The following is a 20,630-nucleotide window of genomic DNA, read 5'->3' as shown; positions in this document are numbered from 1 at the left end:
CCCGCCGGGCGCGGACGCCTACCCGGCGCGATGGCGGCCGCCGGCCCCGGCGGCCGGCGCCGCGGCGCGGTCGGAACGCTCGGCGTCGGCGGCCGGGGCGGACCGGCCGGAGCGCCGGGCGCGGAGCAGTTCGACGGCCACCGGGACCACCGAGACCAGCACGATGCCGACCAGGATCGCCTCGATGTTCTCCCGGACGAACGGGATCTGCCCGAGGAAGTAGCCGAGCACCGTGACGCCGGCGCCCCAGAGCACACCGCCGATGATGTTGAAGAGGACGAAGACGCGGTAGTTCATCGCGCTCACCCCGGCGACGATCGGGGTGAAGGTGCGCACGATCGGCACGAACCGGGCCAGCACGATCGCCTTCGGGCCGTGCCGGTCGAAGAAGGCGGCCGCCTTCTCCACGTTCTCCTGCTTGAACAGCCGGGAGTCGGGGCGGCGGAACAGGCCCGGTCCGACCTTCCGCCCGAACAGGTAGCCGACCTGGTCGCCGGCCACCGCCGCCAGCACGATCAGCGCGCAGACCACCCAGAGCGGCTGGTGCAGATACGTGCCGCCGGCCACCAGCAGCCCGGTGGTGAAGAGCAGCGAGTCACCCGGGAGGAAGAAGCCGATCAGCAGGCCCGACTCGGCGAAGACGATGGCCAGGATGCCGATCAGCCCGAAGGTGGAGATCAGGTAGGTCGGATCGAGCCAGGACGGGCCGAGGGCGAGGCTGGTCACGGGGCGGACTCCTGAGGGCCGGAAGGGTCGACTCTTGGCAATGAAACAGTAAAGCATTCACCAAGGAACCTTCGAACATCCCTGGTCCGGGCCGCAGTCGGACAATCATCCGGGTACCACCATCGGGCGAATCCTCGGCCATTCGGTGGAGTTCCTCCCGGGCCCTGATGAATCCTGGTCGTGCGACGTCAGGCAACGGCGCTGCGGAGCGGCCACTCCGGAACGCGCCACCATTCGCACTCCACCCTCAGGGAGACCATCGTGTCCCGTATCCGCGCAGCCGCCGCCGTCACCGCCCTCGGGGCCTTCCTCCTCGCCGGCATCGGCACCGCCCACGCCGACAACGGCGCCGGCGCGGACCACCACTCCAACAGCAGCGTGGTGAGCAACACCGGCTCCGGCAACATCATCGGCAACGTCCACGGCAACGTGGTCAGCACCCAGCAGACCGCCACCGGCTCCGGCGCCAGCAACCAGAGCAACACCCTCGCGGCCACCGGGAACGCCGGGAACATCGGCGCCCTCCAGGGCAACGGCAACCTCGCCGCCCTGTTCGCCCCGCACATCGGCGGCTGAACGACGCTCCACCTCTAGGGGTTGATCCGACAACCCCTGGCACATCCGCCGAACGCGGCCGGGTGGGCACCCCACGCCGGCGGGGTGGCCACCCGGCCGCGTCGCTCCGGCCTCCCGGGTCCGGCGGCTCCGGGAGGCCGAGCACGGCCCGGCCGAGCTGCGGCAGGCAGTCGTCCGGATCCTGCCGGGCACTGTGCGGCCGTTCCGCGCCCCGCCGTTGACCAGCGAGAACAGCGCGAACGCGCCGCTCCGCCGACCCTGGACAGCCGAAGCTACCCCCGATTAACTTGTGGGGCCATCGGCGGGCCGCCCGGCCGCGCCGTGCCGGGCACGTCGAAGGGAGCGCCGCCGTGCGCCGCACCGTGTTCACCGAGGACCACGAGGCCTTCCGCGAGACCATCCGCGACTTCATCGCCAACGAGGTCGTCCCCGTGTACGAGGACTGGGAGGCGGCGGGCCATCCGCCGCGCGACTTCTACCGCACGCTGGGCGCGCTCGGCATCTACGGCATCGAGGTGCCGGAGGAGTACGGCGGCGCGGGCGAGAGCGGCTTCAAGTACCAGGCGGTGGTGGCCGAGGAGACCGCGCGGGCCGGCGTCGGCTTCGGGTCCTCGGGCGTGCACACCGGCCTGGTGCTGCCCTATCTGCTGGAGTACGCCAACGAGGAGCAGAAGGCCCGCTGGCTGCCCGGCTTCGTCTCCGGCGACATCATGACCGCGATCGCGATGACCGAGCCGGGCGCCGGCTCCGACCTCGCCGGCATCACCACCACCGCCCGACTCTCCGAGGACGGCACCCACTACGTCCTCAACGGCGCCAAGACCTTCATCACCGGCGGTGTGCTCGCCGACCTCGTCCTGGTGGTCTGCCGCACCTCGCCGTACGACCCGGACAACCGCCGGGCCGGGCTCTCCATCCTCTGCGTGGACACCACCTCCCCCGGCTACACGGTCGGCCGCAAGCTCCAGAAGATCGGTCTGCGCAGCTCGGACACCGCCGAACTGGCCTTCGCGGACGTCAAGGTGCCGGTGGAGAACCTGCTCGGCGAGGAGGGCCGCGCGTTCAGCTATCTGACCCACAACCTGGTGCAGGAGCGGCTGGCCATCGCGGTCGGCGCGTACGCGGCCGCCGCCGCGGCGGTGCGGTTCGCGGTGCAGTACGTCAAGGAACGCAAGGTGTTCGGGAAGACGGTCGCCGAGTTCCAGAACACCAAGTTCACCCTGGCCGACTGCGAGTCGCAGGTGATGGCGCAGCAGTCGATGGTCGACCGCGCGCTGGAGCTGTACCAGAACGGCGAGCTGACGGTCGCGGACGCCGCGGCGGCGAAGCTGTTCTGCACCGAGTCGGCGTCCGTCGTGATCGACAAGTGCCTTCAGCTGCACGGTGGTTACGGCTACATCCTGGAGTACCCGATCGCCCGGCTCTACACCGACAACCGGGTCTTCCGGATCTACGGCGGCACCAGCGAGGTCATGCGCAGCATCGTCGCCAAGTCGCTCGGCCTGTAACCCGGCCGGGCTCCGTCGGCGTTCGCCCGTCCGTGCGGACGGGCGAACGCGCGGACGGGCGAACGCGCGGACGGGCGAACCCCGCCGACGGGCGAACGCCGCCGACGGCGGGCGCTCGGCCCCGGCCCGGTGATCAGTTGGGCGAGTGGTGCTCGGTGCGCCAGGCCTCCCAGCCCGCCGAGGACGCCACCTTGGCCTCGTGCAGGGCCCGCTGGGCCAGGGCCTGCGGCGGGGTGTCCAGCCGCCGCACCCAGTCGCGGCCGGCCGTGGCCAGCGCCGCGCACACCATCACCGCACCCGCCGTCCCGAACAGCGCGCCGATGCCCGTGAGCACCGCGCCGCCGGCCAGCAGCGAGCGGTTGACCTGGAACCCGCTGAAAGAACGCTCGTTGGTCGCCATGCCCTCCACCATGAGCGCATTCGGCCGCCTCCGCACGCCGAGCGCGTCCGCACGCGGGCGCCGCTCGGCGTGCGGGCGCGGGGCGGGTCCGGGACGCTGGGCCGCAAGGAGTTCCCGACGCGGCAACCCGACGGCACACGGCAACCGGACGGCACGGCGGCCGGACGGCGGCGCCGAGGGGCGGCACGGCGGAGCGACAGCAGGACGGCAGGAGGACGCGCGATGGTCGATCTCGAACAGCTCGTCGCGGAACACGCGGCCAGGGCCGCCGAGAGCCCGCACGGCCGCAGCGCCCATCTGGTGCTGCACGACGGGGTGCTGCGGCAGACCGTGATCGCGCTGACCGCGGGCACCTCGCTGGACGAGCACAACGCCCCGGCCGCAGCCAGCCTCCAGGTGCTGCGCGGACGGGTGTCGCTCACCGTCGCGGGGCGGCGCGAGGAACTCTCCGCCGGTCAGCTGCAGACCGTCCCGCAGGAGCGGCACGGCCTGCTCGCGCACCTCGACTCGGTGGTGCTGCTGACGGCCGTCACCGTCTGAGGCTCAGCCGGTGGGCCCGTGCCACTGCGGACCGTCCGCCGGGGCGCCCTTCGGCTTCAGCACCGAGCCGCCGACCAGCTCCAGGCCGCGCAGGAAGTCCTGCCCGCGGGGCGCCAGGTCGGGGGTGGCCAGCCACTGGCCGGCCAGGCCGACCAGCAGCGCCTGGTAGAAGATGCCCCGGGACAGCTCCTCCTCGGTGTCCGGCACCTCGGGCAGCCCCTGGAACAGCGCCGACAGTCCGAGCCGCCCTTGCTTCTGGATCCCGGCGAGCGCCTCCCGCAGCTCGGGCACCCGCTCCGCCTGCAGCATCACCTCGAACTGCGAGGCCCAGAGGCCGCGGTGCTCGGCGATGGTGGCGAGCACGCCGTCCCAGACCGCGACGAAGCGCTCCGCCGGGTCCTCGGACGCCTCGCTCGCCCGCGCCACCACCGCCGCCAGCACGGCGCCCCACTCCTCCGTGGCCTCGATCAGCGCCGCGTTGAGCAGCGCCTCCTTGGAGCCGAAGTGGTAGCCGATCGCCGCCAGGCTGACGCCCGAGGCGGTGGCGATGTCCCGGGCGGTGCTGCGCGCGTAGCCCTTCTCGAAGAGGCATTGCTTGGCGCCGGCCATGAGGTCCTCACGATTTCCCATGTCCGCATGCTACGTCCGATCAAGACGTTTGTCTTGCACGCTCGTCTCGCACATACGTCTAGTACGCGAGTCTCGCACGATCGATTCAGACGCTCGTACTAGACAAACGTCTGACACGCCCGTACCGTCTTCCTCATGACCGCCACCACCGGCCGCGCAGGCCGTCGCGAATGGATCGGCCTCGCCGTCCTCCTGCTCCCGACCCTCGTCCTGACCATGGACATGGGCGTCCTCTTCTTCGCCGTCCCCTACATCTCCACCACGCTGGCGCCGAGCGGCACCGAGCAGCTGTGGATCATGGACATGTACTCGTTCCTGCTGGCCGGGCTGCTCATCACCATGGGCGCGCTGGGCGACCGGATCGGCCGCCGCCGGCTGCTCATGATCGGCGCGACCGGGTTCATCGGCGCCTCGCTGCTCGCCGCCTACGCGGACGGCGCCGGCCAGCTGATCGCCGCCCGCGCCGTGCTGGGCATCGCCGGGGCCACCGTGATGCCCTCGACCCTCGCGCTGATCCGCAACATGTTCCACGACCCCAAGCAGCGTCAGGTCGCGCTCGGCGCCTGGGGCGGCATCCTCACCACCGGCGCCACCCTCGGCCCGGTCGCGGGCGGCCTGCTGCTCGACCACTTCTGGTGGGGCTCGGTCTTCCTGCTCGCCGTCCCGGTGATGGCCCTGGTCCTGCTCGCCGCCCCGGCCCTGCTCCCCGAGTACCGCTCCCCGCAGCGCGGCGGCTTCGACCTGCTCGGCGCCGTCCTCTCGATGAGCGCCGTCCTGCCCCTGGTCTACGGCGTCAAGACGCTCGCGGTGGACGGCTGGGACCCGGTCGCCGCGCTCGCCGTCCCGGCCGGCCTGCTCCTGGCGGGCGCGTTCTACTGGCGCCAGCGCACCGCCGCCAACCCGCTGCTCGACCTCTCGCTGTTCCGGATCCGCACCTTCAGCGGGGCGATCACCGTCAACACCGTGGCGATGTTCGCGATGATGGGCTTCACCCTCTTCACCTCGCAGTACCTGCAGCTGGTCAAGGGCATGAGCCCGCTCACCGCCTCGCTCTGGTCGCTCGTCCCCAGCGTGGGTGTCGGCGCGGCGGTCGGTCTGAGCTCGGCGCTCGCCGGGAAGGTCCGCCCGGCGGCGATGATGGCCGGCGGCTTCCTGATCGGCGCGACCGGCTTCGCGATGATGACCCTGGTCGGCGCGGACTCGCCGCTGGCGCTCGTCCTCACCGCGGCGGGCGTGCTGGCCGCCGGCACCGTCGGCACCATGACCCTCACCGCCGAGATGGTCGTCTCCGCCGCCCCGATCGAGCGGGCCGGCGCCGCCTCCGCCACCTCCGAGACCGCCGTCGAGCTCGGCAGCTCCCTCGGCATCGCCCTGCTGGGCGCGGCCGGCGCCGCGGTCTACCGCTCCCGGCTGGACGGCGCCCTCCCGGCCGGCCTGGACGGCGAGGCCGCCCGCACCGCGCAGGACACCCTCGGCGGCGCCGTCACCGTCGCCGCCCAGCTGCCCGGCCGGCTCGGCACCGACCTGCTCACCACCGCCCGGGCCGCCTTCACCGACGGCCTGCACGTCGCCGCGGTGGTCGGCCTGGTCCTCGCGATCGGCGCCTCCCTCCTCGCCTACCGGCTGATGCGCCACCTCCCCGCCGCCGCCCCGGCCGCCAAGACCCCCGAGCCCGCCGCCGTCTGACCCACCCGCTCCGCCCGGTCCCCCGCACGCGCGTCATCGCAGCCCCCGCCCACCCCGGGCGGGGGCTGCCGCGTTCGGCCGCCCGGCTCCGCGGCCGTTCGCCCGCGCGGGGCCGGGCCGCGTGCCAGGCTGCCGGGATGAGCGACGACGGTGTGCACGGGCGGGTGCGGGCGAGCTACGACACGGTGGCGGAGGAGTACCGGCAGCGGATCGGGGGCGAGCTGGCGTTCAAGGTGATGGACCGGGCGCTGCTCGGGGTGGTGCTGGAGGAGGCCGCCGGGGGGCCGGTGGCGGACCTGGGGTGCGGGCCGGGGCACATCACCGGCTGGCTGGGCGGGCGCGGGGCGACGGCGGTCGGGGTGGACCTGTCGCCCGCGATGGTGGCCCTCGCCCGGCGGGAGCACCCCGGGGCGGAGTTCCGGGTCGGCGACCTGCTGGCGCTGCCCGCCGCCGACGGGGAGTTCGCCGCCGCGGTGGCGCTCTACTCGGTGATCCACCTCGAACCCGACGAGCTGCGGCCCGCCTTCGAGGAGATCCGGCGGGTGCTGCGGCCGTCCGGGGTGCTGCTGGTCTCGTTCCACCGGGGCACCGAGGTGAGGACGCTGGACGAGTGGTGGGGCCACCGGGTGGACCTGGACTTCCGCTCCCTGGAGCCCGACACCGTCGCCGACCTGCTGACGGAGGCCGGTTTCACCGTCACGGCCCGGCTGGAGCGCGACCCGTACCCCGAGGAGGCGCCGACCCGCCGCGGCTACCTGCTGGCCCGTCGGACCTGACCGGACCGGGGGCGGACGGGCGGCGGACGGGCGTCCCGCACCCCTCGGTCGTCCGTCCGCGCAGCACCTGGTTTTTGACCAGCGTTTCCCGGCCGGTGTATACGTTCGCCGCTGCGGACAGGCATACTGGCCAGGACGGGCGCTTTGCCCAACTGTGACGTATCACTCTAGACGAGAAGGGACCGGTGGCCAGGGATGCTGCGTAACGGTCTTGAGCCCTGGCACGTGCTTGTGGTGCTGGCTGTCGTGATCCTGCTGTTCGGGTCGAAGAAGCTGCCGGAGATGGCCCGCGGCCTCGGCAAGTCGATGCGAATCCTCAAGGCGGAGACGAAGGCGATGCGCGAGGACGACACTCCCGCCGCCGACGCCGCGCCGGGTACCGCCCAGAGCACCGCCGCCCCCGCGCAGCCGGCCGCCGAGCAGCCCCGCCCGGCCGCCGTCAACCCCACCAACGTGACCAAGGCCACCGAGGCCCCCCGGTCCACCACCGCCTGATCCGGCGGTACGAAGCCGGCCGAAGCCCCCGCCCCGAACGGCGGGGGCTTCGTCGTGTCCGGGCACCGGCCGCTGCGCCGGCCCTCGGCCCGTACGCAGCCCGGACGCAGCCCGGACGGCGCAGCCCGGGCGGCGGACCGGACCGCGCCGGGGCAGGCTGGCCGGGATGTCCGCGAACCAGCAGCCGCCGACGACCCCGTCCCTGCAACGTCCCGACCTGCGGGCCTGGGCACTGCTGCTGGGCTCGTTCGCCCTGCTGATGCTCGGGTACTTCACCCTGCCGCTGCGCGCCCTGGGCGACGACCACCCGCTGCTGAGCTGGGTGGTCTTCGCGGCGGTGCTGACCCTGCTGACCGGGCTGCTGCTGGCCCGGATCGTCGACAGCATGCGCGGCACCGGACGCCATCCCGGCGTCTGGCTGGCCTTCCTGATCTGCTTCTCGCTGACCGTCTTCGCCGGCACCTACTACGTCCTGGCCGACAGTCCGGGCGAGTTCCACGGGCTGGAGACCCGCCTGGACGCGCTGTACTTCACGGTCGTCACGATGGCGACCATCGGCTACGGCGACATCACCGCGGCGGGCCAGGGACCGCGGCTGGTGGTGCTCCTTCAGATCGCCTACAACTTCGTGTTCCTGGCGGCGGCCGCCGGCGCCCTGAGCCGGACCGTCCGCTCCGGGATGGAGGTCCGCGCCCACCGCTCCGAGGACGGCCCCCCTCCCGGCCACCGGCTCGGCCACGGCCACGGCGGCGGCCACGGCGGCGGGGGATCGCACCCCGGCCTGGGCCAGGGCCGGCGCAGCCGGGGCCTCCTGCGCGGCCGCAAGCACTACGAGGACGGGGGCGGACACCAGGGCGGCGGGAGCGGGGGGAGCAGCGGGCGCGGGAGCGGAGGGCCCGAGGACGGCTAGGTCCGACTGCTGTCGATCACGCAGAAGCGATTGCCGTCCGGATCGGCGAGCACCACGAAGTCCGGGTCCTCCGGGTAGAGGTCCCAGTCGACCCGGCTCGCGCCCAGGCCGACCAGCCGCTCCACCTCGGCCGCCTGGTCCGCCGCGTCGGTCGCGTAGAGGTCCAGGTGCACCCGCGGGTGCACCTGCGGCGGGGTGGCGCTCCGGCCGAGCGCGACCTGCACCCCGGGGGCGCCGTCCGCCGGGACGAGCACCACCCAGTCGTCCCCGGCCTCGCCGTCCCGGGGCGTGTACCCCAGGGCCTCGCCCCAGAACGCCGCCGCGCGGCCGACCTCCAGCACTCCGAGCACCACCGAACCGAGTCTCAGCATGCCGCCGATTGTGCCCGACCGGCCGACCGGAACACCGGCCGACCGGGCAGCCGCGCGGTCAGGCGGGGACGAGGCCCGGCTCGCCGGCCACCACCGCCCAGGAGGCGGAGGTCCGCACCGGGGACTCGCGGACGGCGATGCTGTCGACCGTCCGGGCGTCCGTCAGCCACCGCTCGCGGTCCACGTCCAGCCGCAGATAGCCGCGGCGCAGGCCCTCGAAGTACCGGACCTGCGGGTTGAGCGTGGGGTTGAGCGCCTTGAGCGGCGCGTCGAACGCGGCCGGGAAGTCCGAACTGACGCTGGTGGCCGTGAACTCGACGGCGACCGGCGCGGCCGCGAGGTCGTCGCGGTCGATCCGCAGGTCGCTGAACCAGGAGGAGTGGATGTCACCGGCCAGCACCACCGGGTTGGCCACCGCCGCGTCCCGCAGGAAGCGCAGCAGCCGGGTGCGGGCCGGGTCGTAGCCGTCCCACTGGTCGAGGTTGGCGAGCGGCGGCAGCGGGTGGGCCGGGTCCAGGAAGTTGGGGAAGCGGATCTGGCTCATCATCACCTGCTGGGCGATGACGTTCCAGCGCGCCCGGGAGCCCGACAGGCCGCGGCGCAGCCACTCCTCCTGCTCGGCGCCGGTCAGGGTGCCGGCGGTGTTGCCCAGGCCGTCCGCGACCGGGCCGAAGTCCTGGGAGTGGCCGCCCGGCTGGTCGGTGCGGTACTGGCGGGTGTCCAGCACGTTGAGGCGCAGCAGGTCGCCGAAGTCGAAGCGGCGGTACAGGCGGTAGTCCGGCGAGCCGGTGCGGTACGGGTTCCGCAGCGGCATGTGCTCGTAGTAGGCCTGGTAGGCGGCGGCGCGCTCGCGGGCGAGGGCGGCGGTGTCCTGGTGGCGGGCGCCGGTGTCGTCGATCTCGTCGACCAGTCCGGCGTAGTTGTTCTCGACCTCGTGGTCGTCCCAGGTGACGATCCAGGGGAAGGCGGCGTGCGCGCCCTGGAGGGCCGGGTCGGTCTTGTACAGCGCGTGCCTGGCCCGGTAGTCGGCCAGGGTGAGCAACTGGTCGATCCCGGGGGTCTCCGGGGTGGTGTGCAGGCGGTCCGGGTACTGGCCGCGCGGGTCGGTCTCGTAGATGTAGTCGCCGAGGTGCACGACGGCGTCGAGGTCCTCGGCGGCCAGGGCGGTGTACGCGGGCCAGTAACCGTTCTGCCAGTCCTGGCAGTTGACCACGCCGAGGCGGAGCCGGCCGGGGTGGGCGCCGGCCGCCGGGGCGGTGCGGGTGCGGCCGGCGGGGCTCAGGTGGCGGCCCGCGCGGAACCGGTACCAGTAGTCGCGGCCGGGCTGGAGCCCGCGGACGTCGACGTGCACGCTGTGCCCGCGTCCGGCCTCGGCGACGGCGACGCCGCGCCGGACGGTCCGGCGGAAGCCCGGGTCCGCCGCGACCTCCCAGGACACCGGGACGGAGCGGGGGCCCATGGCGGCGGCGTCGAAGGGGTCGGCGACCAGCCTGGTCCACAGGACGACGGCGTCCGGCAGCGGGTCACCGCTGGCCACGCCGAGCAGGAACGGGTCCCGGCGGACGGGTTCCGCGTGCGCCGTACGGATGTTGAGCGCCTGGGCGCCCACGGCGACGGCCGCGCCGACCAGCAGGCCGCGGCGGCCGATCGCGGCGGTCCGGGGCCGTCCGGGGGCGGACGGCGACGGCACCGGGGATGCCTGGGACAGCGGGGACCGGAGCGGGGACGGGGGCGGGGACGACGGCACGGGAGACCTCCTGCAGCTGTTGCGCATCGGTGACACCACGGCCGGCCATTCCATCAGACGGGGATGGAGCGCCCCGTGAACGGCAGGCGACGTCTTCGCCCTTTTCCCGCTCCCGTCAACGGAGTTGATTTAGCGACAGCAAGCGGGACGACTGCCGCTACTGGCCGGCGCCCGCCGCTCCGCCGCCCTTGCGGCGCAGGGACATCAGGAGCAGGAAGACGGCCGACAGCACCGCCGCCACCCGCAGCACCCCCGGCGCGGCATCCCACATCGCGTGCGAGCCCTGCTCGCCCGGCGCCGGGGCCGCGCCCCAGCGGCCCTGTGCACGGCCCCAGTAGAAGAGCGAGCTGCCGCTGATGACCATCAGCGGGATCCCGAACACCGCCAGCTTCCGTACGAAGTCGGACAGTTGGCGGGACAGGTAGCCGAGCGCCCAGCCGATCAGCATGGCGATCAGCTGGCCGGTGACGGCGCCGCCGATCAGCACCGCGGCGGAGAGCAGCAGCAGGGGCGAGGGGCGCCGTCCGCCCGGGGCCTTGGCCGGACCGCCCTTCGCGGCGGGGGCGCCCTCGGCGGGGCCCGGCCCGGCGGGGCCGTTCTTCCCCCGGGCCGGGGCCTTCCTGCCGCCCGTTCTCTTCCCGGCCGGCTCCTTGCCGTTGCCCTTGGCCCTGCCCTTCCGGTTGCCCTTCCCGGCCGCCCCGCCCTCCGGCGACGGCGCGTCCCCGGCGGCCGCGTCCGGCGCCGCCCGGTCCCCCCGGGCCGCGTCCTCGCCCGCCCCGGGCTCCGCACCGGCGTCGGTGGTGGTCCGCTGCTCGGGAATCGGACGGTTGGAGGCGACCGGGCCGTTCCCGAAGTCGATGGTCACGTAGTCCCAGTCGCCCGTGCTCACCGCGCGGTAGGCGGGCGGCAGCGCCTCCGGGTCGGCGGGGGCGTCCTCGGCCGGCCTCGCCAGCCACGACGGGCCGTCGCCCCGGTCGGTGCCCCGGGTCGCGCCCCGGTCCGCGCCCCGACCCGCGTCTCGGCCCGCACCCCGCCCCTGGCCGGAGCGCGTGGGAGGCGGCAGGAACGCGGCGGGCGACCCGGCCGCCCCGGACGCCTCACCGCCCGCGCCCGATCCACCGGACGCCCCACCGGACGCCTCGCCCGACGGCGGCCCGACCGGGCGCGGCGGCTCCTGGGGGCGCGGCGGGACGGCGGGCGCCGGCTCCCCCGCGTACACGCTGTCCCCGTCACCACCCCCGCCGGAGGCCCCCGCACCCCCCGGCGGCTCACTCCAGGGCCCCTGCTTGCGCCACCACTCGCCGTCCGACATCCCCACGCACCCCGCCTAGCCCGTACCGATTGCCGCACAGATTGCCGCACCGATTGCCGTACCGCACCGGACCCGCCACCCGTCCGGACGCGGCGTCGTCCCCGCCGACCGTGACGCTACCCACCCGCCGCCCCGCCACGCGAGCCGGAACGCCGCCCGGCCGCACCCGTGTTCGCCCCGGCGGCACCCGGCCGGGCCCCGCGGCCGCGGCACCGGCCCCCACCCGCGCCGCCGGCCCCTCCCCCACCACCACGCCGTTCCCGTCAACCCCGTGCGCCCGCCACCCCCCGCCGAACCCGCCGACGCCCCCGGATCCACCGGCGCCGGGGCCCTTCCACCCCGCCGCCGCCCGACTAACCTAGGTCGAATGACCACACAGCAGGGCCCACAGCGCCAGGCCAAGTCCCCCGCGGGCGCCCGCACCCTCGCCGAGGAGCTGCGCGCCCGGCCCGACGACGACCTGGTCGCCCTGCTCCGGTCCCGCCCCGACCTGCTCAACCCCGTGCCCGGCGACCTCACCCAGCTCACCGCCCGGCTCTCCTCCCGCGCCTCCGCCCTGCGCGCGCTGGAACGCCTGGACCGCTTCACCCTGCAGACCGCCGAAGCCCTGGCCGCGCTCCCCGACGCCTCCTCACCGGCCGCCGTGCGCACCCTGCTGGCCGGACCGGCCAAGGTGAAGCCGCACCCCGGGGCCACCCCGCTGAGCGCCGCCGACCGCGCCGCCGTCGCCGCCGCGCTGCCCCGCGCCTTGGCCACCCTGCGCGACCGGGCGCTGCTCTGGGGTCCCGACAACGGCCTGCGGCTGGTCATCGCGGCCCGCGAGGCGCTCGCCCCGACCGCCGCCAACCCCGGCCGCACCGGCCTCGGCCCGACCTTCGCCGAGGCGAGCACCGGCATGTCCCCGGCCCGGCTCCAGCAGTTGCTCGCCTCCGCCGGGCAGCCCGCGACGCCCGACCCGGTCACCGCCGTCGCCGCGTTCACCAGCCTGCTCGGCGACCGCGTCCGCTGCGAGGCCCTGCTCGCCACCGCGCCCGAGCCCGCGCTGCGACTGCTCGACCGGCTGGTCTGGGGACCGCCCACCGGCACCGTCCCGGACGCCACCCGCCCGGTCACCGCGCAGGACGCCCAGAGCCCGGTCGAATGGCTGCTGGCCCGGGGCCTGCTGCTGCCCACCAGCCCGGGCAGCGTCGTCCTGCCCCGCGAACTCGCCCTGCACCTGCGCGGCGGGCGCTCCCACCGCACCGTCGAACCGCTCCAGCCCGAGCCCGCGCCGACCGCCGCGCCGCGCGATCCCGGGACGGTGGACGGCGCGGCCGCCGGACAGGCCCACACCGCCGTCCGGACCGTGGAGGAGCTGCTGGAGCTCTGGGGCCTCACCCCGCCGCCCACCCTGCGCGCCGGCGGCCTCGGGGTGCGCGATCTCAAGCGCACCGCCCAGGCCCTGGAGAGCACCGAGCAGACCGCCGCGTTCTGGCTCGAACTCGCCTACACCTCGGGCCTGCTGGCCCCGGACGGCGAGGTCGACGAGCACTGGGCGCCGACGCCCGGGTACGACGAGTGGCTGCGCCTGGACACCGCCGGACGCTGGACCGTGCTCGCCCGCGCCTGGCTCTCCGCGACCCGCGTCCCGGCCCTGGCCGGCACCGCCGACGGCAAGGGCAAGCAGCGCGCCGCGCTAGGCCCCGAACTGGACCGCACCCTCGCCCCTTCGGTCCGCCGCGCCGCCCTCGCCCTGCTCGCCGAACTCCCGCCCGGCACCGCGGCCACCCCGGCCGACCTCCTGCCCACCCTGCGCTGGCAGCGCCCGCTGCGCGGCGGGCAGACCGACCCCGACGGCCGCGACCTGCGCGAGCACCTGGTCGGCTGGACCCTGGCCGAGGCCGAACTCCTCGGCGTCACCGGCCGCGGCGCCCTCGGCGCCCCCGCCCGCGCGCTGCTCACCGCCGAGGCCGACCCCGCCACCGTGCTCGCCCCGCTGCTGCCGCAGCCGCTCGACCACGTGATCCTGCAGCCGGACCTCACCGCGATCGCGCCCGGCCCGCTGCTCACCCCGCTCGCCCAGGCGCTCGCGCTCTGCGCGGACATCGAGTCCAAGGGCGGCGCGACCGTCTACCGCTTCACGCCGGAGTCGGTCCGGCGCGCCCTGGACGCCGGGCGCAGCGCCGCCGACCTGCGGGCCTTCCTGGACCAGCACTCCCGCACGCCCGTCCCGCAGCCGCTCGGCTACCTGATCGACGACGTGGCCCGCCGGCACGGCCTGCTGCGGGTCGGCGCCGCCTCGTCCTACCTGCGCTGCGACGACCCGTCCCTGCTGAACGAGATCCTGGCCGACCGCCGCTCCGCCGACCTGCGGCTGCGGCTGCTCGCGCCGACCGTACTGGCCGCCCAGGCCGGGCCGGACGTCCTGCTGGGCACGCTGCGCTCGATGGGGTACGCGCCGGCCGCCGAGTCCGCCGAGGGCGATGTGCTGATCACCCGCCCGGACAGCCACCGCACCCCGCCCCGGGCGGCGCCGGTGCCCGTCCCGGACGGGCCGCCGACCCCGGACGACACCCTGCTCGCCGCCGCCGTCAAGGCGATCCGGGCCGGTGACCGGGCCGCCACCGCCGTCCGCCGCGAACCCGCCGCCGCGTCCGGGCGCCAGCTGCCGCGCACCGCCGCCGCCGAGACCCTGGCGACCCTGCAGACGGCGGTCCTGCTCGGTGAGCGGATGTGGATCGGCTACCTCAACGCGGAGGGCCTCGCCAGCCAGCGGATCATCGACCCGGTGAAGGTCGAGGGCGGCTACGTCACCGCCTTCGACCACCACGACGGGGAGCTGCGCACCTTCGCGCTGCACCGGATCACCGGCGTCGCCGAACTCGACGAGTGACCGCCCGGGCTCAGTGGCCCTGCTGCTGAGCCTGCTGCTGCTGGGCCTCCTCGGCCTGCTTCTGCTTCATCGCCTTGTCCGCCATGGCCGCGAGGTCGCCCTGCCCGACCGGCATCACGGAGTTCGCCCCGGCCAGGTCCGCGAGCAGGAACCCGGGCGCCGCGAGCAGCCCGCCGGGCCCCTCGCCGACGCCCGCGACCGCGTGCGCGGAACCGGCCGAGGAGGCGGTGGCGGCGAAGGCCGTACCGGCGAGGGCGAGAGCGGTGAGGACACGCTTCGACTTGTTCATGCAGGGATCAACGAGCCACTCCCGCCACGGTCACCCCCCGCGTCCCCGGACGCACGGCCCGTGCCGGCGGTTGACGCCCCGCCTCCACCGGCGTAGTCCGGAATCACGGGGGTGACGAAAGGAGTCATCATGCTCGGCGATCTCATCGGCCGGACCGAGAACCGGGACACCGGCCGCCGCGTCCTCGACGCCGGGGACGGCCACGTCGTGGTCGAGGTCTCGTTCGAGTCCAAGGGCAGCTACTACGGCACCGAGGTCAACGGCTTCGGCACCTACGAGTCCGAGGTGCGCGCCGACGGCGGTCTGCGCGGCGAGGGCCAGGGCGTCGACATGACGGCCGACGGCCAGAGCGTCGTCTGGCACGGCACCGCGCTCGGCCGCTTCACCGAGGGCGGCGGCACCAGCTGGCGCGGCGCCCTCTTCTTCTCCACCCCCTCGGCGCAGCTCGACCGCCTCAACCACGTCGTCGGCCTCTTCGAGTACGAGGTCGCCCCGGACGGCAAGTCCACCGGCGTCTACTACGAGTGGAAGTAGCCGCTCGCCCGGGGCGGTGCCGTCCACCCGGCCGGATGCGCGACACTGGAGGGTCGGCGTGCCGCAGGACCCGCGGACCCGACAGACCTGTCAGCCAGTGGAGGGCTTCCCCGCGTGAACGACGGACCGCTCATCGTCCAGAGCGACAAAACTCTTCTCCTGGAGATCGACCACCCCAAGGCCGCCGAATGCCGGCGGGCCATCGCGCCGTTCGCCGAGCTGGAGCGGGCGCCGGAGCACGTGCACACGTACCGGGTGACGCCGCTCGGGCTGTGGAACGCGCGGGCCGCGGGCCATGACGCCGAGCAGGTCGTCGACGCCCTGGTGACGTACTCCCGCTACCCGGTGCCGCACGCGCTGCTGGTCGACGTGGCCGACACGATGGCCAGGTACGGGCGGCTGCGGCTGACCAAGCACCCCACCCACGGCCTGGTGCTGAGCACCACCGACCGCCCGGTGCTGGAGGAGGTGCTGCGTTCCAAGAAGATCGTGCCGCTGGTCGGCGAACGCGTCGACCCGGACACCGTGGTCGTGCACCCCTCGGAGCGCGGCCAGATCAAGCAGGTGCTGCTCAAGCTCGGCTGGCCCGCCGAGGACTTCGCCGGCTACGTGGACGGCGAGGCGCACCCGATCGAGCTGGCCGAGGACGGCTGGAGCCTGCGCCCCTACCAGGCGCAGGCGGTCGAGGGGTTCTGGCACGGCGGCTCGGGCGTGGTCGTGCTGCCCTGCGGCGCCGGCAAGACCCTGGTCGGCGCGGCGGCCATGGCGCACGCCAAGTCGACCACGCTGATCCTGGTCACCAACACCGTCTCGGCCCGCCAGTGGAAGCACGAGCTGGTGAAGCGGACCTCGCTGACCGAGGACGAGATCGGCGAGTACAGCGGCACCAGGAAGGAGATCCGCCCGGTCACCATCGCGACCTACCAGGTGATGACCACCAAGCGGAAGGGCGTCTACGCCCACCTGGAGCTGTTCGACGCCCGCAACTGGGGCCTGGTCGTCTACGACGAGGTCCACCTGCTGCCGGCCCCGGTGTTCAAGTTCACCGCCGACCTCCAGGCCCGCCGCCGGCTCGGCCTGACCGCCACCCTGGTGCGCGAGGACGGCCGCGAGGGCGACGTGTTCAGCCTCATCGGCCCGAAGCGCTTCGACGCGCCGTGGAAGGAGATCGAGGCGCAGGGCTACATCGCGCCCGCCGACTGCTGCGAGGTCCGGGTCACCCTGACCGACTCCGAGCGGCTCGCCTACGCCACCGCCGAGCCGGAGGAGCGCTACCGGTTCTGCGCCACCACGGCGACCAAGCGCCGGGTGGTGGAGGCGCTGGTCAAGAAGCACGAGAAGGACCAGACGCTGATCATCGGCCAGTACATCGACCAGCTCGACGAGCTCGGCGAGGTCCTGGACGCCCCGGTGATCAAGGGCGAGACCAGCAACGCGCAGCGCGAGAAGCTCTTCGAGGCCTTCCGCAACAAGGAGATCGGCGTCCTCGTCGTCTCCAAGGTGGCCAACTTCTCGATCGACCTGCCGGAGGCGACCGTCGCCATCCAGGTCTCCGGGACCTTCGGATCCCGGCAGGAGGAGGCCCAGCGCCTCGGCCGGGTCCTGCGCCCCAAGGCGGACGGCCACTCCGCCCACTTCTACTCCGTGGTCGCCCGGGACACCGTCGACCAGGACTTCGCGGCCCACCGCCAGCGCTTCCTCGCCGAACAGGGCTACGCCTACCGCATCATCGACGCGGACGACGTGCTGTAGCGGCTGGGCCGGGGGCCCGGCGGAGCGGAGGGCTCAGCGGGGCGGAGCGCTCAGTAGCGGACGCCGTCGCGCCCGAGGAGGATCACGCGCGCGGCGGTGTCCAGGGCGATGCCGACGTTGCGGACGGTGGTGGTGAGGGGGTTGCGGCGGCGGCCGGTGGTGGCGGTGGAGCCGGACGGGGCGGTGCGGGTGCGGTGCTGTGTGCTCATGTATTCCACGGTAGGCACCCGAACGGCCGCCGCCATCACCCCGAAGGCCGTATCCGGCGGGACGTAGGTCGTCCTCCCGGAGTACGGAGGCCCCGAGTCCGTCGGGGGTGGAACCCGGAGGCCGACGCGGCCGGGCCCTCTCCCCCGGGTCACGCCGGGCGGTCGCTGGCGTGACCCGGAAGAGAGGGTCTAGGATCGTCCGTCTGCCCCCTCCCGAACCGTGGTACCCGCTGAAGTCGCGCGGGCAGCCGGGGGAGGTGCCGACCGCACGGCAACCGGTCGGCTGTATCCACCGTGAGCTCCTACGATCCGCTGCGCCCGGTCCCCGGGGCAGCCGGGAAGGTTCGCTGTGCCCGCCACCCCCACCACCGACCCCCTGCAGCGCGAGCGGGACCACCTGGCCGCGTCCAGGTCCGCCCTGCGCTCGATGCGCGAGGACGTCGAGTCCCTCGACATCAGCGACGTGACCGGCACCTGGGTCACCGCCATCGTGCTGCACAAGCAGATCGAGGCCCGGATCGCCGCCCTGGCCGACCTCTCCCACACCCCGCTGTTCTTCGGCCGGCTCGACTACCTGCACGCGATCGGCGAGGAGTTGAGCGAGGGCTCCGGCGGGGACAGCTTCTACATCGGGCGCCGGCACGTGCACGACGCCCACGGCGACCCGATGGTGATCGACTGGCGCGCGCCGGTCTCCCAGCCGTTCTACCGGGCCAGCCGCACCGAACCGATGGACGTCGAGCGCCGCCGCCGCTTCGGCTACACCGGCGGCGAGCTGACCGCGTACGAGGACGAGCACCTCACCGATCCGGCCGAGGGCGACACCGCCTCCGCCCTGCTGGCCGCCGAGATCGAGAAGCCCCGCGTCGGCCCGATGCGCGACATCGTGGCCACCATCCAGCCGGAGCAGGACGAGATCGTCCGCGCCGACATCTCCGGCACCCTCTGCGTGCAGGGCGCGCCCGGCACCGGGAAGACCGCCGTCGGCCTGCACCGGGTGGCGTACCTGCTGTACGCGCACCGGGAGCGGCTGGCCCGCACCGGCACCCTGGTGATCGGTCCCAACAACGCCTTCCTCTCCTACATCGAGCAGGTGCTGCCCGCGCTCGGCGAGCTGGACGTCGCCCAGGCGACCGTGCAGCAGTTGGTCGGGCATGTCGAGGTGCGCGGCGAGGACTCCGCCGAGGCGGCCCGGCTGAAGGGCGACGCCCGGATGGCGGAGGTGCTGCGGCGGGCGGTGCGCTCCGGCATCGCGCTGCCCACCGAGCCCTGCGTGGTGGTCCGCGGCTCCCGCCGCTGGCGCGTCCCGGTCCACGAACTGACGGAGATCATCGAGGAGTTGAAGGGCCGGGAGACCCGTTACGGCGCGGCCGCGGAGGCACTGCCGCAGCGGATCGCGCACGCCGTGCTGCTGAAGATGGAGCAGTCCGGCGAGGCCCCGGACGACCGGGTGCAGGACGCGGTGGCCCGCAACGCCGCCGTGAAGGCGACGGTCAAGCAGTGCTGGCCCGCGGTCGACCCGGCCAAGCTGGTGCTGCGGCTGCTGTCCGACCCGGAGTTCCTGGCCGGGTGCGCGGAGGGGGTGCTGACCGCCGAGGAGCAGGCCGCCGTGCTGTGGCCCAGGCCGGGCCGCTCGGTGCGGACCGCCCGCTGGACCCCCGCCGACGCCGTGCTGGTCGACGAGGCGATGGACCTGGTGCGGCGCACCGCCTCGCTCGGGCACGTGGTGCTGGACGAGGCGCAGGACCTCTCGCCGATGCAGTACCGGGCGGTCGGCCGCCGCTGCAGCACCGGCTCGGCGACCGTGCTCGGCGACATCGCCCAGGGCACCACCCCATGGGCGACGGCGAGTTGGCCGGAGGCGCTGCACCACCTGGGCAAGCCGGCCGCGCACATCGAGGAGCTGACCAAGGGCTTCCGGGTGCCGGAGGAGGTCATCGCGTACGCCTCCCGGCTGCTGCCGTCGATCGCCCCCGGGCTGGCGCCGGCCGGTTCGGTCCGTGAGGCCCCGGGCTCGCTGACGGTCCGCCGGGTCGAGCCGGAGGAGCGCACCGAGGCCGTGGTCGAGGCCTGTCTGCGGGCGCTCGGCCGGGAGGGCTCGACCGGTCTGATCGCCGCCGACGCGCGGGTGCCGCTGCTGGCCGAGGCGCTGACGGCGGCCGGGCTGGCGCACCTCGCCCCGGGCGCCGAGACCAGCGCGGAGGCCCGGCTGACCCTGGTCCCGGCCTCGCTGGCGAAGGGGCTGGAGTACGACTACGTGGTGCTGGACGAGCCGGCCGCGGTGGTCGCGGGCGAGCCGGACGAGCGGACCGGGCTGCGGCGGCTGTACGTGGCGCTGACCCGTGCGGTCTCCGGCCTGGAGGTGCTGCACGCCGAGCCGCTGCCGGCGCAGTTGAGCTGACCCCGACGGGCGACGGCCGGGCGACGAGCGACGGCCGGGCGACGGGCACTGCTCGCCGTCGCCCGGCCGTCGTGGAGCCGACTGCTCAGCCGTCGATCAGCGCCCGCCACTCGGCGACCTTGGCGACGTCCACCGGCGACTGCCAGCCGTCGACCCGCACCGCGCCGCCGACGTGGAAGGCGTCGAAACCGGCCCCGCGCAGCCCCGGCAGGTGCTCGGCCCGCAGGCCGCCGCCGATGAGGATCCGCTGGGTGTGGCCGGGCTCGCCGGCCCGGGCCAGCTCGGCCAGCAGGACGTCGAGGCCCGCGTCCACGCCGCCGGCCGCGCCGGAGGTGAGGAAGGTGTCCAGGCCGGGCAGCGCGCCGACGGCGGCCCGGACGGCGGCCCGGTCGGCGCTGTGGTCGATCGCCCGGTGGAAGGTCCAGCGGCAGCCGGCGATCGCCTCGGCGACGGCCTCGGTCGCGGCCAGGTCGACGGCGCCGTCGGCGTCGAGGAAGCCGAGGACGAACTCGTCGGCACCCTCGGCCCGGAGCGCGGCGGCGCGGTCGCGCAGCTCGTCCAGGTCGCCGGGGGCGAAGCCGTCCCGGATCCGGAGCATCACCCGCAGCGGGAGGTCGACGGCGGCCCGGATCTTGGCGAAGTCCTCCACCCCGGGGGTGAGGCCGTCGGCGGCCATGTCGGTGACCAGTTCGAGCCGGTCGGCGCCGCCCGACTCGGCGGCCTGGGCATCCTGGGGCGTCAGCGCGATGACTTCGAAAATTGGTCTAGACATATTAGACAGAGTGCCACATCGCCCCGGCCCCGGCGAGCCCCGTGCGGCCACTTGGCCGGACAACGCGCATGCCCCGGAAAGCACGGAACGGCGCGCCCCCGGAGAACGGCGCACCCCGGAAAAC

Annotated in this window: 20 protein-coding genes; 11 read left to right on the top strand and 9 right to left on the bottom strand. The window is 74.6% G+C overall.

The genetic code is table 11. The features are described 5' to 3' along the window. Window positions 1-18: 18 nt before the first annotated feature. On the bottom strand, window positions 19-726 hold the full coding sequence (locus IF01_RS0113965) for a DedA family protein (protein ID WP_030393698.1): 708 nt from the start codon (window positions 724-726) through the stop codon (window positions 19-21). Window positions 727-987: 261 nt separating this feature from the next. On the opposite strand from IF01_RS0113965, the gene IF01_RS0113960 reads away from it, so the two are divergent. Together IF01_RS0113960 and IF01_RS0113955 are read left to right on the top strand one after the other, a co-directional pair. Beyond that, a complete protein-coding gene (locus IF01_RS0113960) occupies window positions 988-1,302 on the top strand; it encodes a hypothetical protein (RefSeq protein ID WP_030393697.1) in 315 nt (104 codons plus the stop codon). Between the two features lie 350 nt (window positions 1,303-1,652). Further along, window positions 1,653-2,810 carry an acyl-CoA dehydrogenase family protein gene (locus IF01_RS0113955; RefSeq protein WP_030393696.1) on the top strand — a complete coding sequence of 386 codons (1,158 nt, stop codon included), beginning with the start codon at window positions 1,653-1,655 and terminating at the stop codon, window positions 2,808-2,810. 133 nt (window positions 2,811-2,943) lie between these two features. On the opposite strand, the gene IF01_RS0113950 is transcribed toward IF01_RS0113955, so the two are convergent. Beyond that, window positions 2,944-3,210: a hypothetical protein gene (locus IF01_RS0113950; RefSeq protein WP_030393695.1), complete on the bottom strand. Its 267-nt coding sequence runs from the start codon at window positions 3,208-3,210 to the stop codon at window positions 2,944-2,946. 222 nt (window positions 3,211-3,432) lie between these two features. On the opposite strand from IF01_RS0113950, the gene IF01_RS0113945 reads away from it, so the two are divergent. Further along, on the top strand, window positions 3,433-3,750 hold the full coding sequence (locus tag IF01_RS0113945; RefSeq protein WP_030393694.1) for a cupin domain-containing protein: 318 nt from the start codon (window positions 3,433-3,435) through the stop codon (window positions 3,748-3,750). A gap of 3 nt (window positions 3,751-3,753) precedes the next feature. On the opposite strand, the gene IF01_RS0113940 is transcribed toward IF01_RS0113945, so the two are convergent. Then, on the bottom strand, window positions 3,754-4,380 hold the full coding sequence (locus IF01_RS0113940) for a TetR/AcrR family transcriptional regulator (protein WP_051755320.1): 627 nt from the start codon (window positions 4,378-4,380) through the stop codon (window positions 3,754-3,756). A 135-nt stretch (window positions 4,381-4,515) separates the two neighbouring features. Between IF01_RS0113940 and IF01_RS0113935 the strand changes: the two genes are divergently transcribed. The 4 genes from IF01_RS0113935 (at window position 4,516) to IF01_RS49260 (ending at window position 8,247) form a co-directional block, all read left to right on the top strand. After that, on the top strand, window positions 4,516-6,066 hold the full coding sequence (locus IF01_RS0113935) for an MFS transporter (protein WP_030393692.1): 1,551 nt from the start codon (window positions 4,516-4,518) through the stop codon (window positions 6,064-6,066). A gap of 137 nt (window positions 6,067-6,203) precedes the next feature. Beyond that, complete coding sequence (locus IF01_RS0113930) at window positions 6,204-6,842, top strand: class I SAM-dependent DNA methyltransferase (protein ID WP_030393691.1); 639 nt, start codon at window positions 6,204-6,206, stop codon at window positions 6,840-6,842. A gap of 195 nt (window positions 6,843-7,037) precedes the next feature. Further along, window positions 7,038-7,337: a Sec-independent protein translocase subunit TatA gene (gene tatA / locus IF01_RS0113925; RefSeq protein WP_030393690.1), complete on the top strand. Its 300-nt coding sequence runs from the start codon at window positions 7,038-7,040 to the stop codon at window positions 7,335-7,337. 166 nt (window positions 7,338-7,503) lie between these two features. Continuing rightward, complete coding sequence (locus tag IF01_RS49260; RefSeq protein ID WP_063764207.1) at window positions 7,504-8,247, top strand: potassium channel family protein; 744 nt, start codon at window positions 7,504-7,506, stop codon at window positions 8,245-8,247. Here the strand turns inward: IF01_RS49260 and IF01_RS0113915 are convergent. The 3 genes from IF01_RS0113915 to IF01_RS43885 form a co-directional block, all read right to left on the bottom strand. Continuing rightward, on the bottom strand, window positions 8,244-8,618 hold the full coding sequence (locus IF01_RS0113915; RefSeq protein WP_030393688.1) for a VOC family protein: 375 nt from the start codon (window positions 8,616-8,618) through the stop codon (window positions 8,244-8,246). The two genes, IF01_RS49260 and IF01_RS0113915, sit on opposite strands and share 4 nt — an antisense overlap. A gap of 58 nt (window positions 8,619-8,676) precedes the next feature. Then, a complete protein-coding gene (locus IF01_RS0113910) occupies window positions 8,677-10,308 on the bottom strand; it encodes an alkaline phosphatase D family protein (protein ID WP_244215503.1) in 1,632 nt (543 codons plus the stop codon). Between the two features lie 214 nt (window positions 10,309-10,522). Next, window positions 10,523-11,677, bottom strand: a complete 1,155-nt coding sequence (locus IF01_RS43885) for a hypothetical protein (RefSeq protein ID WP_157855226.1) — start codon at window positions 11,675-11,677, stop codon at window positions 10,523-10,525. 367 nt (window positions 11,678-12,044) lie between these two features. Between IF01_RS43885 and IF01_RS0113900 the strand changes: the two genes are divergently transcribed. Then, the gene (locus IF01_RS0113900) at window positions 12,045-14,549 is read left to right on the top strand and encodes a helicase C-terminal domain-containing protein (RefSeq protein ID WP_030393685.1); all 2,505 of its coding nucleotides are present in this window, start codon (window positions 12,045-12,047) and stop codon (window positions 14,547-14,549) included. A 10-nt stretch (window positions 14,550-14,559) separates the two neighbouring features. Here the strand turns inward: IF01_RS0113900 and IF01_RS0113895 are convergent, their stop codons facing one another. Then, complete coding sequence (locus IF01_RS0113895) at window positions 14,560-14,838, bottom strand: hypothetical protein (RefSeq protein WP_030393684.1); 279 nt, start codon at window positions 14,836-14,838, stop codon at window positions 14,560-14,562. 129 nt (window positions 14,839-14,967) lie between these two features. Between IF01_RS0113895 and IF01_RS0113890 the strand changes: the two genes are divergently transcribed. Further along, on the top strand, window positions 14,968-15,372 hold the full coding sequence (locus IF01_RS0113890; protein ID WP_030393683.1) for a hypothetical protein: 405 nt from the start codon (window positions 14,968-14,970) through the stop codon (window positions 15,370-15,372). A 114-nt stretch (window positions 15,373-15,486) separates the two neighbouring features. Continuing rightward, window positions 15,487-17,124, top strand: coding sequence for a DNA repair helicase XPB (locus IF01_RS0113885; RefSeq protein WP_030393682.1), 1,638 nt, complete (start codon window positions 15,487-15,489; stop codon window positions 17,122-17,124). Between the two features lie 50 nt (window positions 17,125-17,174). Here the strand turns inward: IF01_RS0113885 and IF01_RS48235 are convergent, their stop codons facing one another. Then, complete coding sequence (locus IF01_RS48235; RefSeq protein ID WP_157855225.1) at window positions 17,175-17,333, bottom strand: hypothetical protein; 159 nt, start codon at window positions 17,331-17,333, stop codon at window positions 17,175-17,177. Window positions 17,334-17,682: 349 nt separating this feature from the next. Here IF01_RS48235 and IF01_RS0113875 point away from each other — a divergent pair, with 349 nt between their 5' ends. Continuing rightward, window positions 17,683-19,734 carry a HelD family protein gene (locus tag IF01_RS0113875; RefSeq protein ID WP_030393681.1) on the top strand — a complete coding sequence of 684 codons (2,052 nt, stop codon included), beginning with the start codon at window positions 17,683-17,685 and terminating at the stop codon, window positions 19,732-19,734. An 85-nt stretch (window positions 19,735-19,819) separates the two neighbouring features. Here IF01_RS0113875 and IF01_RS0113870 read toward each other — a convergent pair whose 3' ends face one another. Further along, window positions 19,820-20,506, bottom strand: coding sequence for a copper homeostasis protein CutC (locus tag IF01_RS0113870; RefSeq protein WP_030393680.1), 687 nt, complete (start codon window positions 20,504-20,506; stop codon window positions 19,820-19,822). Window positions 20,507-20,630: the final 124 nt, after the last annotated feature.

Source organism: Kitasatospora purpeofusca, from assembly GCF_000718025.1.
Taxonomy (GTDB): Bacteria; Actinomycetota; Actinomycetes; order Streptomycetales; family Streptomycetaceae; genus Kitasatospora; species Kitasatospora purpeofusca.
The sequence above is the reverse complement of the archived record's forward strand: the minus strand, read 5'-3'. Positions and strand labels throughout refer to the sequence as shown.